Source organism: Microbacterium sp., assembly GCF_051953575.1.
Lineage (GTDB): Bacteria > Actinomycetota > Actinomycetes > Actinomycetales > Microbacteriaceae > Microbacterium.
On sequence record NZ_JBQCIP010000211.1, the window covers coordinates 17,015 to 30,776 of the forward strand.

Consider the following 13,762-nt stretch of genomic DNA (forward strand, 5'->3'; position numbering starts at 1 on the left):
CCGGGGCATCCGAGCTCGGGGTCGGCTACACGAGCGACTCGCGCCACGCGGCGTGGAGCTGCGCGAACTTGCCGGTTCCGCTGATGAGGGCGGCGGGGGCGTCGTCCTCGATGATGCGGCCGTGCTCCATCACCAGAACCCGGTCCGCGATCGCGACCGTCGACAGGCGGTGCGCGATGATGATGGCCGTGCGGTCGGCGAGCAGCGTCTGCAGGGCCTCCTGGATCTGCCGCTCGGACGGGATGTCGAGCGAGGCCGTGGCCTCGTCGAGGATCAGCACCGCCGGGTTCGCCAGGAACGCGCGCGCGAACGAGATCAGCTGACGCTGACCCGCCGACACACGGCCGCCGCGCTTGTTCACGTCGGTGTCGTAGCCGTCCGGAAGGGCCTCGATGAACCCGTCCGCGCCCACCGCGCGCGCCGCCGCCTTGATCTCGTCGAGCGTCGCGTCGGGCTTGCCGAGAGCGATGTTGTCGGCCACCGTCCCGCTGAACAGGTACGCCTCCTGCGTGACCATGACGATCGCACGGCGCAGGTCCTTCGGATGCAGCGACCGCAGGTCGACGCCGTCGAGCGTCACCGCGCCCTTCGTCGGGTCGTAGAACCGCGACACCAGCTTGGCGAGCGTCGACTTGCCGGCACCCGTCGTCCCGACCAGGGCGATCGTCTGCCCCGCCGGGATGTCGAGCGAGAAGTCCGGCAGGATGACCTTGCCGTTGCCGTACCCGAACTCCACGTCGTCGAAGCGCAGGTGGCCCTTCGCCTCCCACAGGTCAACCGGGTGGCGGGGGTCGGGAACCGTCGGCTCCTCCTCCAGCACGCCCGACACCTTCTCGAGCGCCGCCGTCGCCGACTGGTACGAGTTGAGGAAGAACGCGACCTCCTGCAGCGGCGAGAAGAAGTTGCGGACATACAGCAGCGCGGCGATCAGCGTACCGATGAGCAGCGCGCCGTCGGCCACCCGCACGGCGCCCCACAGCAGCACGACCGAGACCGTCACCGCCGAGATGGCGATGAGGCCCGGCTCGAACGTGCCGAACAGGCGGATCGAGCGCATGTTCACGTCGCGGTAGTCCATCGCGAGACCGCCGAAGTCCTCGTCGTTGCGGGGCTCCTTGCGGAACGCCTTCACGGCGCGGATGCCGGTCATGGTCTCGACGAACTTCACGATCACCTTGGCGCTGATGACCCGCGACTCGCGGTACACCCGCTGCGACCGCTTGTAGAACCAGCGCATGAGCAGGTACAGCGGCAGCCCCATGACGATGAGGATGACACCGGACTGCCAGTCGACGATCAGCAGCATCACCAAGGTGAACGCACCGAAGAGCACGCCGGACACGAGCTCGTTGAGCCCCCCGTCCAGGAGCTCGCGGATCGTGTCGAGGTCGCTCGTCTGCCGCGAGATGATGCGCCCGGATGTGTACGACTCGTGGAACTCGAGGCTGAGCCGCTGCGTGTGCAGGAAGATGCGCTTGCGCAGATCCAGCATGATCGCCTGCGTGAGGCGCGCCGCGACCACGACGTACCACCCGATGAGGGCGGCGCCGCCGACGGCGGTGATCAGGTAGACGGCGACGACCATGATGGTCGGCATCCAGTCCATCTCGTCCACGACGGCCGGCAGGGCCGTGTCGATGCCGTACGCGATGAGGGCAGGGCCGGCGACGCGCAGCGCGGTCGACACGACGAGGACGGCGCCGGCGAGGACGAGCTGCCCTCGCACGGGCGAGACGAGCGAGCCGAGCAGGCGCAGCGAGCGCTTGCGGATGGCGCGGCTCTCTTCGCGCGTGTAGTCGGAGCGGTCTTCGCCGCTGGTTCCGGTGACGGTCGCGGTGCTCATCGGGTCACCTCCTCTTCTTCTCGGATGCGGGTATCTCTGCGGTTGTCGTCCTCGATCTCGAGGCTCGAGATCACGTGGCGGTAGTGCTCGCTCTCGCGCAGCAGGTCGGAGTGCCGGCCCACCGCCGTGATGCGCCCGCCCTCGAGCAGAGCCACGCGGTCGGCGAGCATCACCGTGGACGGGCGGTGCGCGACCACGAGCGCGGTGGTCGAGTGCAGCACCTCGCGCAGCGCGTCCTCGACGAGCGCCTCGGTGTCGACGTCCAGCGCCGACAGCGGGTCGTCGAGCACGAGCACGGCGGGGCGCGCCGAGACCGCACGGGCGAGCGCGAGTCGCTGGCGCTGCCCGCCCGAGAGCGACAGCCCCTCTTCGCCGATGACCGTGTCGAGCCCCTGAGGCAGCTCGTCGACGAAGCCGGCCTGAGCCACCTGCAGCGCCTCGCGGAGCACAGCCTCGGCCTCGGGGCTGCCGGGCACGAGGTCTTCGCGTCCGAGCAGCACGTTGTCGCGGACGGTCTGCGAGAACAGCGTCGCATCCTCGAAGGCCATGCCCACATGCGTGCGCAGCTCGGGCAGGGTGAGGTCGCGCACGTCGACGCCGTCCAGCGTCACGCGCCCGGCCGTCACGTCGTACAGCCGCGAGGGCAGCGTCGTGAGCGTCGTCTTGCCCGAGCCCGTGAGCCCGACGAGGGCCATCGTCTCGCCCGGCTCGAGCACGAGGTCGATGCCGTCGAGCAGGTCGCGCTCCGACGGCGAGGCATCCTGGTAGCGGAAGTGCACGCCCTCGAACGTGAGCTGCCCCCGCGGCTGCGCGATCGTCCGGGGGTGCTCCGGGTCGACGATCGTGTTCTCCTCATCGAACACCTCGAAGATGCGGTCGGTCGCCGTCCGCGCGTCGAGCAGGAACGAGAACAGGAAGCCGATCGACTCCATCGGCCAGCGCAGCACGGTCGCCATCGCGAAGAACGCGACGAGCTCGGAGCCCTGCAGCTGCCCCATGGCGGTCAGGTAGATGCCGGCCCCGAGGCACAGCGCGAACGCGATGTCGGGCAGCAGCACGAGCCAGAACCAGATCCAGCCGACCGCGTGCGCCTTGTGCAGCTCGGTCTGGCGCAGCGTCTCGGCCTGGCGCGTGAACTTCTGCAGCGCGTGCTTGCCGCGGCCGAACGCCTTGAGCACGCGGATGCCGTGCACGCTCTCTTCGACCGAGGTGGCGAGGTCGCCGGCCTGGTCCTGCGACTGCCGCGCGAGGGTGCCGTAGCTCTTCTCGAAGCGGTAGCCCGCGTACCACAGCGGCGCGGAGCACACCAGGAAGATGGTGCCGAGCGCCCAGTGCCAGCGGAACAGCAGGGCGCTGCCGACGACGATCGTGATCACGTTCACGACGAGCAGCACGAGGCCGAACGCCAGCCAGCGGCGCAGCATGCTGATGTCCTGCATCATGCGGCTGAGCAGCTGGCCCGACTGCCAGCGGTCGTGGAAGGCCACCGGCAGCCGCTGCAGGCGCGAGTAGAAGCTCTGGCGCAGCTCGTACTCGACCATCGTCGCGGGTGCGAGCACGAACCAGCGGCGCAGCCACACCATGGCAGCCTCGGCGAGTCCGAGCACGAGGACGACGGCCGCGCCCCAGGCGATCTGGCCGAAGTCGCCCGAGGCGATCGGGCCTCGCACGATCACCTCGAGGACGAGCGGGATCGACAGGGCGAGCAGGCTCGCGCCGAGCGCGCTCGCGGCGCCGAGTGTCAGGCGCGGCAGCACCGGCCGCGCGAACGGGAGCAGGCGTGCGAGCGCCCGCGGGGTGGAGAGTCTCTCAGACGAAGACGAGGTCATGATCCTTGTGGGGTGGGTGATGCGGATGCGAGCGGATGCCGCGGGATGGGCGCGCCGAGAACACGTCGGTGTGGGCGCTGATGCGTCGTCCTGGAGGGCCAGAACGCGAGGACGGGCGATCCTATGCCGCGGACGCGGCGGATCTGCGGAGGTCGGCTGCGGTTCTACCCGGCGTAGTCGACGCGCGTCGTCCCGGCGATGGCAGGGAGGAAGACAATCGGCTTCGTGGTGACGATGGCCTGAGACATGGCTTCCTCCTCGGATCGTGGGATAAGGGCTGGGTGCCGCCGAAGCGACACGCCAGCCCTCCAGCGTATACCTGAGAAACAGCTGAGCGCAACAAGCGCTTTCCGCACCCCCGGAAAGTCCTGTCGGCCCCACCCACCCGGTCTCACACGAGCGCGGGCACCCCTGCCTCGCGCTCCAGCAGGCGCTGCTTGACGGGCAGGCCCCACGCGAAGCCGCCCAGCGACCCGTCGGTGCGCAGCACGCGATGGCACGGCACGAACAGGGCGGGCGCGTTGCGGGCGCAGATGGATGCCGCCGCCCTGACCGCGCTCGGCGACCCCAGCAGCACCGCGAACTCGCTGTACGTCAGCGGGCGTCCGGGCTCGATCGTCCGCAGCGCCGCCCACCCGGCCAGCTGCATCGGGGTGCCCTGTTGCGCGACGGGCACCTCGTCGATGGCCGCGAGGTCGCCCGCGTAGTACGCGGCGACGGCGGCGGCGGCATCCGTCTCTCCTTCACGGACGTCCGTCGGACGTGCGCCGGGGGTCAGACGCGCGAGGATCGCGTCGCGGTCGGCGGTCCAGCCCGAGGCGAGCACGTGCCCGCGCTCGTCGGCGAGGAGCGTGAACGCGCCGTCGGGTGTGTCGATGGTCTGAAGGGTCGCAGTGCTCATGAGATGCCTCCGCTGGTCGTTACGGGAGTTCTGGATGCTGCCGCCCGGCGCACCGGCGCCGGCTTCGGCGGGACCGCACGCCACAGGTGCGCGGTGAGATAGCTGCGCCACGGCGCGGTGCGCGCGGCCCAGTCGGTGAGCGGACGCGGCTCGGACGGGAGCCCCGCCGCCGCGGCGCCGGCCCGCACCGCGACATCGCCCGGAAGGAACACATCGGGATCGGCGAGCACGCGCATGCGCACGTAGTCCGCGGTCCACGGTCCGATCCCGGGCATGGCGAGCAGCGCCGCCCGCTGGTCGGCGGCGTCGTCGCCGGGGGTCAGGGTGAGCGTGCCGTCGGCGAGGGCGGCCGCCGCGCCGGTGATCGCCCGGATGCGGGCGGCCGGGCCCCGCAGCACCTCGTGGCCGTGCTCGGCGATGGCCGCCATCGTGGGGAACAGCAGGGGCGCCTGTCCCCCGTCTGACGCCATGCCGGCGAACGCCGGCACCTCTTCGCCCAGTGCGGCGGTGAGCGACGTGAGCGCCGTCCGTGCGGCGACGACGGTGATCTGCTGCCCCACCATCGCGCGGATGAGCATCTCGTGGGGGTCGGCCGCACCGGGGATGCGGATGCCGGGCAGCGCCGCGACGAGCGGCGCGAGCTCCGGGTGGCGCGAGAGCGACTCGTCCACGGCGACGGGGTCGGCGTCGAGGTCGAACAGCCGCCGCGCGCGGGTGACGAGGGTCGACAGGTCGGCGAGGTTCGACAGCGCGGCCCGCAGCCGGACGCGGCCGGCGTCGTCGATACGCAGCTCGAACCACACGGGACCGTGCGCCAGCCGCAGCGTGCGCGCGAAGGTGGAGCCGGTCGCCACCTCGGCCCCGGCGACGGCGCGGGCGGCCATCCAGGCGAACAGCCCGTCGGCGTCGAGCGGGCCGCGATGCGGCAGCGCGAGGTCGATCGTCACACCGGGCGCGAGAGCGTCGAGGTGGCGCGACGCGGGGCGCCGCGCACGGAGCTCGGTCGGCGGCATCCCGAACACTTCACGGATCGTGTCGTTGAACTGGCGGACGCTCGCGAACCCGGACGAGAAGGCGACGTCGGCGGCCGACAGGTCGGTGCCGACGAGCAGCATGCGGGCCGTCTGAGCGCGGTGCGCGCGGCTGAGGGCGAGCGGGCCGGCGCCGAGCTCGGCGGTCAGCAGTCGCGTCAGGTGGCGGGGCGAGTAGCCGAGGCGGCGGGCGAGACCGGGCACGCCCTCGCGCTCGACGACGCCGTCGGCGATGAGACGCATGGCTCGGCCGGCGGTGTCGCCGCGGAGGTTCCACTGCGGCGATCCGGGGGCCGCCTCGGGCAGGCACCGCTTGCACGCACGGTAGCCGGCCTCGTGCGCGGCGGCGCTCGTCGGGTAGAACGTGACGTTCGACGGCTTGGGCGTACGCGCGGGGCAGCTCGGCCGGCAGTAGATCCCCGTGGAGCGCACGGCCGTGACGAACTGCCCGTCGAACCGGGCGTCGCGCGAGTCGATCGCGCGGTACCTCTCGTCGAACGACATGGGGGCGACGCGCGCCGCCCCGGGTGTCATGGTCAGGCTCATGCCCCTAGCCTGGCACGCTCCAGGGACATGGGCTCGCGGAAATCGGACACGACCGTGGATGCCGCGCCGGTGCGCACGAGGGCCCCGGGAGGAGATCCGCCCGGGGCCCTCGACACCCACCTCAGTGGAAGAAGTGGCGCTCGCCCGTGAAGAACATCGTCACGCCCGCCGCCTTCGCGGCGGCGATGACCTCGTCGTCGCGCACAGAGCCGCCGGGCTGGACGATCGCCGTGACGCCGGCGTCGATGAGCACCTGCGGGCCGTCCGCGAACGGGAAGAAGGCGTCGGATGCCGCGACCGACCCTGCGGCGCGGTCACCGGCCCGCTCCACCGCGAGGCGGCACGAGTCGACGCGGTTGACCTGTCCCATGCCGATCCCGACGGTCGCCGAGCCCTTAGCCAGCACGATGGCGTTCGATTTGACCGCGCGGCAGGCCTTCCAGGCGAAGATGAGGTTCGTCATCTCGTCATCGGCCGGGCGCTCGCCCGACACCAGCTGCCAGTCCTTGGCGACCGACTCGATGTCGTCGGGGAAGCGGTCGGCGTCCTGCAGCAGCAGGCCGCCCGACACCAGGCGCACGTCCATGCGCTCCTGCTGCCAGTCCTCGGGCAACTGCAGCAGGCGCAGGTTCTTCTTCGCCTTGAAGACCTCCAGCGCGGCCGGCTCGAACGAGGGGGCGACGATCACCTCGGTGAAGATGTCCTTGAGGTTCTCGGCCATCTTGAGCGTCACGGTGCCGTTCGCCGCGATCACGCCGCCGTAAGCCGACACGGGGTCGCACTCGTGCGCTCGCAGGTGCGCGCTGGCGATGGGGTCGAGCGCGTTGGGCGCCGTGACGGCGATGCCGCACGGGTTGGCGTGCTTGATGATCGCGACCGCCGGCTTGATCATGTCGAACGCGGCGCGCAGGGCGGCATCGGCGTCGACGTAGTTGTTGTACGACATCTCCTTGCCCTGCAGCTGCGTGGCCTGGGCGATGCCGTGGCCGCCGTTGCGCGTGTAGATGGCGGCGCGCTGGTGCGAGTTCTCGCCGTAGCGGAGCGTGGCCAGGCGCTCGGCCTTGATCGTCAGGTGTGCCGGCAGGTCCTGCGCGGTGAGCGTGCCCTCGGAGAACCACGTCGCGACGGCGCGGTCGTACTCGGCGGTGTGCGCGAACGCGCGCGCCGCGAGCTCGCGACGCTGCACGAGGCTCGTGCCGCCGGCGCGGACGGCCTCGATGACCGCCGGGTACGAGGAGGGCGAGGTGACGATCGCGACGTTGGCGAAGTTCTTGGCCGAGGCGCGCACCATCGCGGGGCCGCCGATGTCGATCTGCTCGACGACGTCGTCGCCCTGCGCGCCCGACGCCACGGTCTCGACGAACGGGTACAGGTTGACCACCACGAGCTCGAAGGGCGAGATGTCGAGGTCGGCGAGCTGACGCTCGTGGTCCTCGAGCCGCAGGTCGGCGAGGAGCCCCGCGTGCACGCCCGGGTGCAGCGTCTTGACGCGGCCGTCGAGCGACTCGGGGAAGCCGGTGACCCTCGACACGTCGGTGACGTCGTAGCCCGCCTCGCGCAGGAGCGACGCCGATCCGCCGGTCGACACGATCTCGACGCCGGCGGCCGCCAGCGCGGCGCCCAGCTCGAGCAGGTCGGTCTTGTCGCTCACCGACACGAGCGCGCGGCGCACCGGGACGACGTCGCGCTGACGATAGAGGGCGGGGTCGTGGCTCGGTCCGGCCATGTCGGTTCTCCTCGAGGGGGTGGGGGTCAGAGCTGGGCGTTCGCGGACACCGCCGCGAGATCGAGGTCGCCGGTCGCGACGCGGCGCACCACGTCGATGAGAAGACGGCGTTCGACGGGCTTGATGCGCTCATGCAGGGCGTGCTCGTCGTCGCCGGGGAGCACGGGCACGCGCTCCTGGGCGAGGATCGGCCCCGAGTCGACCCCGTTGTCGACGATGATCACGCTGGCCCCGGTCTGGACGACCCCGGCGGCAAGCGCGTCGCGCACGCCGTGGGCGCCCGGGAACTCGGGCAGGTACGCCGGGTGGGTGTTGATGATGCGCGGCGACCACGCGTCGACGAGGTCGGCCGGCAGCAGGCGCATGAGTCCGCTCAGCACGACGAGGTCGGGCTGCCAGACCTTCAGCTGGTCGCCGAGCTCGGCGCCCCACTCCTCACGCGACGCAAATCGCGCGAACGGGACCATGAAGGTGGGGATGCCGTACTCCTCGGCGTGCGCGAAGCCCTCGGCCTCACGATCGGCGCCGACGACCACGATGCGGGCGGGGAACTCGGGATCGGCCGCCGCGTCGAGCAGAGCGCGCAGATTCGACCCTGTGCCCGAGATGAGGACGGCGACCGTAAGCACCCGATCAGTCTAGACGGGGCAGCTCGATCGGCTCGGTCACGGCGTCGGCGCCCCGACCGCCGCCCTTCGGGCCGCGGTCCCCCGCACCCTCGTCCGGTGTCGGCGCCGACGACGGGCGCAGCCCGCTCCACGCCGCGGTGATCGCCGCGAGGTCGGCGGTGTCGTCGAGGTCGGGGATCCGCGGGGGCTCGGGTGCGGCATCCCGCTCTCCCGTCCTCTGCGGCAGCTCGTCCGGCGTCGTCGCGGCCGGCGACGCCGTGCCCCCGTCGCCGCGCCCGCTGCCCCGGGCTCCCCCGGATCCGACGGGCGCGAGCAGGAGGATGGCGGTGCCGACGAGCACCTCCAAGCCGACGGCGAGCGCCACGGGGCCCGGCTGCGGTCCGAACTCCGCGAGGCGGCCGGGTCCGAGCGAGCCCGACGCGAGGAACGACAGCAGGGCGGCCACTGCGGCGCTGACCACCGCGATGCCGAGCGCGATCACGAGACGGGCCGCGATCGGCTCGTCGGCGTGCGGCTCCGGCGCGTCGTCGGGCTCGGGCTCCGGCTCGATGACCGGCGCCGATGCCAGCAGCCCCGACAGGGCGGCGGTCCTGCCGTCGTCGAACCGCGAGGTCGCCGGCTCTTCGCGCGTGGCGGGCTGCGGCATCCGCACCGCTCCCCGCCCGACGAGCCGTGAACGGACCACCCAGCCCGCGAGCGCCCCCAGCGCGACGGGCACCAGCGCGAGCAGCAGCAGCCACGTGGTGGTGGTGTCGGGCACGACCCCCAGCAGCGGGATGCCGGGCACGACGCCGACCTGCGTGCCCGCGGGCGAGACGGCGGTGCCGGTCCCCACGGCGAAGCCGGGACCTGCGATGAACGACATCCCCCACACGACCAGCGTCGGCAGGTAGGCGAGCTGCCCGAGGGTGATGACGGCCGAGCCCGCCGGATCGACGCCGGCGGCCTGGAACAGCGCGACGATCTGCCCGGAGCGGACGAACAGCGCCACGGCGAGCAGCAGCGCCCCGGCGCCCACGAGCCCCGTCACGACCACGGCGGCGCCTCGCGCGACGAGCGCCGGCACCAGGCCCCAGCCGTGCGGGCGCGCCTCGATCGCATCGCGCATCCGCGCGATCACGCCCGAGCCCGCCTCACGCCACTCCGTGACGACGGCGGAGCCCAGGGCGGGCACGGCGAAGACGAGCGTCGGCAGCACGATCGCCTGCCACGGCGTCACGCCCGCCACCGCGTTGGAGCCGGTGTACGCGACGCCGGTGGCCAGCGCCGCGAAGACCACGGTCGAGGTGGCGACGCCCGTGAGCCAGGCGTCGGCGTGCGACGCGCGGGCGCCGGAGCGGGCGGCGAACACCGCGGTGAACGTCGCGAATGCCAGCGGCGCGAGCGAGAGGACGAAGGATGCCGCGTCCGCGTCGACCCCCGTCGCGGCCAGGTACTCCGGGGGCAGCGTGACGTGGAGCGGAACGAGGTTGCCGAACTGCCACACCGAGACGCCCGTCGGCCAGAGGACGCCCCAGTCCGCACCTCCGCCGAACCCGAACACCCACAGCAGGGTCAGCGGGGCAAGGGTCGCCGCGACGCCGACGGCCACCGCGATGGCGGCGTCGACGGCGGAGAGGAGGGCGACGATGAGGCGATGCATGCGCAGTCGACCCTACTTCGAGCCGCCCGGGGCCCGTGGTCACCCGCGCGGAGGGGGCGGGCATCCGTTCAGCGAATCCCCAGCTTGGGCAGCGAGCGACTAACGTTCTGGTCGGAGGTCCCCACACATGAGCACAGACTCGCCCGCGCCCGAGAGCGTCACCGCAACCGATCCCACCCCCGAAGCCGCGACTGCGGAGCCGAAGAACGGCCTCGACCGCTTCTTCGAGATCACCAAGCGCGGATCGACGATCGGCACCGAGGTGCGCGGCGGTGTCGTCACGTTCATCACGATGGCCTACATCGTGGTGCTCAACCCGATCATCCTCTCGTCCGGCACCGACGTCGCGGGAAACAACCTCGCCTTCCCCGCTGTCGCCGCCGTCACGGCGCTGACCGCCGGCGTCATGACGATCCTGTTCGGCCTGGTCGCCCGCCTGCCCTTCGCGTTCGCCGCCGGCCTCGGCATCAACTCGTTCCTCGCGTTCAGCGTCGTCGGCCAGGTCACGTGGCCTGAGGCGATGGGCATGGTCGTCATCAACGGTGTCATCATCGTGCTGCTCGCGGCCACCGGCCTGCGACGGCTGATCTTCGACGCGGTCCCCTACGAGCTGAAGATCGCGATCACGGTCGGCATCGGCCTGTTCATCGCGTTCATCGGCTTCGTGGATGCCGGCTTCGTGACCGCGACCGGCCAGAACTCGCCGCCGGTCGGCCTCGGCATCGCCGGCTCCATCGCCACGATCCCGACGGTCGTCTTCGTCGTCACCCTGCTGCTCACCGGCATCCTCGTCGCGCGCAAGGTGAAGGGTGCGCTGCTGATCGGCCTCGTCACGGGCACCGTGCTCGCCGTCGTCATCGAAGCCATCTGGCACCTCGGCTCGGCCGTCGACAACCCCGGCGGCTGGGGCCTGTCGGTTCCCGCGCTCAACGGCAGCCTGTTCTCGCTGCCCGACCTGAGCCTCGTCGGCGACGTGAGCTTCGACTTCAGCAAGGTCGGCTTCCTCACTGTCATCATGCTCGTCTTCACGCTCGTGTTCACGAACTTCTTCGACGCGATGGGCACCATGACCGGTCTGTCGAAGGAGGCGGGCCTCGCCGACGCGAAGGGCAACTTCCCGCGCCTGAAGAGCGCGCTCGTCGTCGAGGGCGTCGGCGCGATCGCCGGTGGCCTCACGTCAGGCTCGTCGAACACCGTGTTCATCGAGTCGGGCTCCGGCATCGGCGAGGGTGCGCGCACCGGATTCGCGAACGTCATCACCGGTGTGCTGTTCCTTCTCGCGATGTTCCTCACCCCGCTCGCGCAGATCGTGCCGAGCGAGGTGGCAGCCGCCGCCCTGGTGATCGTCGGCGCCATGATGATGGCGCAGATCCGGGACCTCGACCTGAGCGACTTCTCGATCCTGCTGCCGGTGTTCCTCACGGTCGTCGTGATGCCGCTGACGTACTCGATCGCGAACGGCATCGGCGCGGGCTTCGTGGCCTGGGTCGTGATCCGCTCGCTGTCGGGCAAGGCCCGCGGGATCAGCCCGCTGCTGTGGGTCGTCGCCGCCGGCTTCGCGATCTACTTCGCCCGCGGACCGATCGAGCAGCTCCTGGCCGGCTGATCGGCTGCAGAAGACCGGGTGGATGCCGGCGGCCTCGGCCGCCGGCATCCACTTCTCTTTGCGTCCAGGGTCAGCGCAGCGGCGTCCAGCCGAAGGGCAGCGGGCCGTCGGGGTCGGCGCGCTCGGCGTCGGCACGGGCCGACCAGCCCTGGGCGGCCGCGTCGCCGTCGAAGCCGCCCCGCGCGACGCGGAAGCCGACGTCGTCGTGGTGCGAGCGCGGCGGGCCGCCGCGGCGCGTCGAGGCGCGGACGCTCCAGGCGTCGTCGGCGAAGCCGCCACCGCGGAAGACGCGGTAGTCCGCGTACCGGGCGGGGTCGAGCAGATCCCAGCACCACTCCCACACGTTGCCGAGCGGGTCGAACAGGCCATTCAGGTTGGGGAGCCGGCCGCCGACCTCTGCTGGAGCGGTCAGGCCGTCGGCGCTCGTCCAGGCGACCTCGGCGAGAGGGCCGTAGTGGGGGCCGGTCGAGCCGGCACGGCAGGCGTGCTCCCACTCCGCCTCGGTCGGCAGGCGGTAGCCGTCGGCGTCGACATGCCACGTGACGTCCTCGCCGTCGAACGTGTAGGCGGGGTCGAGGCCCTCCCACTCCGAGGCGGCGTTGCAGAAGCGGATCGCCCGCTGCCAGCTGACGCCGACGGCCGGTCGCCGCGGATGCCGCGCGGACTCGCCCAGCAGCTCGGCCAGCTGCTCCTGTGTGACGGCGTACACGCCGATCTCGTAGGGCTCCAGGTCGACGCTCCAGCGCACCTTGCGCCGCGCATCGTGCAACGTCACCGTCCCGCCCGCGATGCGGGCGAGCTCGATGTCGGTCACGCCTCGTGCGGCTCGAGCACGAAGACCGCGATCAGGCGGTCGGTCTTGGTCTGATAGTTCGCGTAGTCCGGCCACACCGCGGTCGCGCGCTCCCACCACTGCGCACGCTCGTCACCCGACAGCTCGCGGGCGTCGTAGTCGCGCTTGACGTCGCCGTCCTGCAGCTCGACGTGCGGCTGACGGCGCATGTTCTCGGCCCACTTGGGCTCGTCGGGCGAGCCGCCCTTCGAGGCGACGACCGCGTACCGCCCGTCGTGCTCCACGCGCATGAGGGCCGTCTTGCGCAGTGCGCCGGTCTTCGCGCCGACGGTCGTCAGCACGATGATGGGCACGCCCCGCAGCGTGTTCGCCTCGGCGCCGTCGGACGCCTCGAACGCTTCGGCCTGCTTGCGCGCCCAGTCGGCGGTGGACGGCTTGTACTCCCCGGTCAGCGGCATGACACCAGCCTAAGCTCCCCGCAAACGGCGAAGGGTGGATGCCGCGGCCCTGGGCCGCGGCATCCACCCCCCGATCCGGGTCTTACAGGCCCGCGATGATCTCGCGCATGAGCGCAGCGGTCTCGGACGGCGTCTTGCCGACCTTGACGCCGGCGGCCTCGAGGGCCTCCTTCTTGGCCTGCGCCGTACCCGCCGAGCCCGAGACGATGGCGCCGGCGTGGCCCATCGTCTTGCCCTCGGGGGCGGTGAAGCCCGCGACGTAGCCGACGACCGGCTTGGTCACGTTCGCCTTGATGAAGTCGGCCGCGCGCTCTTCGGCGTCGCCGCCGATCTCGCCGATCATGACGATCGCCTTGGTCTCGGGGTCGGCCTCGAACGCGGCGAGCGCGTCGATGTGCGTGGTGCCGATGATCGGGTCTCCGCCGATGCCGATGGCCGTCGAGAAGCCGATCTCGCGCAGCTCGTACATCATCTGGTAGGTCAGGGTGCCCGACTTCGACACGAGCCCGATCGGACCCTTGCCCGCGATGGTGTGCGGCGTGATCCCGGCGAGCGACTCCTCCGGCGTGATGATGCCGGGGCAGTTCGGGCCGATGATGCGGGTCTTGCCGCCCTTGGCCTTGGCGAGCGCCCAGAACTCCGCGGAGTCCTGCACGGGAACGCCCTCGGTGATCACGACGAGGAGGGGGATCTCGGCGTCGATGGCCTCGACCATGGCGTCCTTCGTGAACGCCGGCGGCACGAACGCGATCGACACG

11 protein-coding genes are annotated in these 13,762 nt (G+C 71.7%); 1 reads left to right on the top strand and 10 read right to left on the bottom strand.

Annotated elements, in window-relative coordinates:
- Positions 1-25: 25 nt before the first annotated feature.
- From ACTHNQ_RS12890 to ACTHNQ_RS12920, 7 genes are all read right to left on the bottom strand, one after another.
- Positions 26-1,843: an ABC transporter ATP-binding protein gene (locus ACTHNQ_RS12890; protein WP_440333923.1), complete on the bottom strand. Its 1,818-nt coding sequence runs from the start codon at positions 1,841-1,843 to the stop codon at positions 26-28.
- Positions 1,840-3,672, bottom strand: a complete 1,833-nt coding sequence (locus tag ACTHNQ_RS12895; RefSeq protein WP_440333925.1) for an ABC transporter ATP-binding protein — start codon at positions 3,670-3,672, stop codon at positions 1,840-1,842. The genes ACTHNQ_RS12890 and ACTHNQ_RS12895 overlap by 4 nt, the downstream gene beginning before the upstream one ends.
- Positions 3,673-4,063: 391 nt before the next feature.
- Positions 4,064-4,573 (bottom strand): methylated-DNA--[protein]-cysteine S-methyltransferase, encoded by a 510-nt coding sequence (locus ACTHNQ_RS12900; protein WP_440333927.1) that lies wholly within the window; start codon positions 4,571-4,573, stop codon positions 4,064-4,066.
- Positions 4,570-6,150, bottom strand: a complete 1,581-nt coding sequence (locus ACTHNQ_RS12905; RefSeq protein ID WP_440333929.1) for a DNA-3-methyladenine glycosylase 2 family protein — start codon at positions 6,148-6,150, stop codon at positions 4,570-4,572. The genes ACTHNQ_RS12900 and ACTHNQ_RS12905 overlap by 4 nt, the downstream gene beginning before the upstream one ends.
- Before the next feature lie 121 nt (positions 6,151-6,271).
- Complete coding sequence (gene purH, locus ACTHNQ_RS12910; protein ID WP_440333931.1) at positions 6,272-7,876, bottom strand: bifunctional phosphoribosylaminoimidazolecarboxamide formyltransferase/IMP cyclohydrolase; 1,605 nt, start codon at positions 7,874-7,876, stop codon at positions 6,272-6,274.
- Positions 7,877-7,902: 26 nt separating this feature from the next.
- Positions 7,903-8,505: a phosphoribosylglycinamide formyltransferase gene (gene purN, locus ACTHNQ_RS12915; protein WP_018171742.1), complete on the bottom strand. Its 603-nt coding sequence runs from the start codon at positions 8,503-8,505 to the stop codon at positions 7,903-7,905.
- Positions 8,506-8,509: 4 nt separating this feature from the next.
- Positions 8,510-10,147, bottom strand: coding sequence for a cell division protein PerM (locus tag ACTHNQ_RS12920; RefSeq protein WP_440333933.1), 1,638 nt, complete (start codon positions 10,145-10,147; stop codon positions 8,510-8,512).
- A 127-nt stretch (positions 10,148-10,274) separates the two neighbouring features.
- Here ACTHNQ_RS12920 and ACTHNQ_RS12925 point away from each other — a divergent pair, with 127 nt between their 5' ends.
- On the top strand, positions 10,275-11,753 hold the full coding sequence (locus ACTHNQ_RS12925) for an NCS2 family permease (protein ID WP_440333935.1): 1,479 nt from the start codon (positions 10,275-10,277) through the stop codon (positions 11,751-11,753).
- Positions 11,754-11,823: 70 nt separating this feature from the next.
- Here the strand turns inward: ACTHNQ_RS12925 and ACTHNQ_RS12930 are convergent, their stop codons facing one another.
- From ACTHNQ_RS12930 to sucD, 3 genes are all read right to left on the bottom strand, one after another.
- Positions 11,824-12,567, bottom strand: coding sequence for a formylglycine-generating enzyme family protein (locus tag ACTHNQ_RS12930; RefSeq protein WP_440333937.1), 744 nt, complete (start codon positions 12,565-12,567; stop codon positions 11,824-11,826).
- On the bottom strand, positions 12,564-13,004 hold the full coding sequence (locus ACTHNQ_RS12935) for a nitroreductase family deazaflavin-dependent oxidoreductase (protein ID WP_440333939.1): 441 nt from the start codon (positions 13,002-13,004) through the stop codon (positions 12,564-12,566). The genes ACTHNQ_RS12930 and ACTHNQ_RS12935 overlap by 4 nt, the downstream gene beginning before the upstream one ends.
- 82 nt (positions 13,005-13,086) lie before the next feature.
- On the bottom strand, positions 13,087-13,762 hold a 676-nt coding region (gene sucD / locus ACTHNQ_RS12940), incomplete at its 5' end, for a succinate--CoA ligase subunit alpha (protein WP_440333941.1).

What these genes read in the sequence shown, in the direction of transcription:
- ACTHNQ_RS12890 (WP_440333923.1), bottom strand. Translation starts at nt 1,843, where the DNA reads ATGAGCACCGCGACCGTCACCGGAACCAGCGGCGAAGACCGCTCCGAC.
- ACTHNQ_RS12895 (WP_440333925.1), bottom strand. Translation starts at nt 3,672, where the DNA reads ATGACCTCGTCTTCGTCTGAGAGACTCTCCACCCCGCGGGCGCTCGCA.
- ACTHNQ_RS12900 (WP_440333927.1), bottom strand. Translation starts at nt 4,573, where the DNA reads ATGAGCACTGCGACCCTTCAGACCATCGACACACCCGACGGCGCGTTC.
- ACTHNQ_RS12905 (WP_440333929.1), bottom strand. Translation starts at nt 6,150, where the DNA reads ATGAGCCTGACCATGACACCCGGGGCGGCGCGCGTCGCCCCCATGTCG.
- purH (WP_440333931.1), bottom strand. Translation starts at nt 7,876, where the DNA reads ATGGCCGGACCGAGCCACGACCCCGCCCTCTATCGTCAGCGCGACGTC.
- ACTHNQ_RS12920 (WP_440333933.1), bottom strand. Translation starts at nt 10,147, where the DNA reads ATGCATCGCCTCATCGTCGCCCTCCTCTCCGCCGTCGACGCCGCCATC.
- ACTHNQ_RS12925 (WP_440333935.1), top strand. Translation starts at nt 10,275, where the DNA reads ATGAGCACAGACTCGCCCGCGCCCGAGAGCGTCACCGCAACCGATCCC.
- ACTHNQ_RS12935 (WP_440333939.1), bottom strand. Translation starts at nt 13,004, where the DNA reads ATGCCGCTGACCGGGGAGTACAAGCCGTCCACCGCCGACTGGGCGCGC.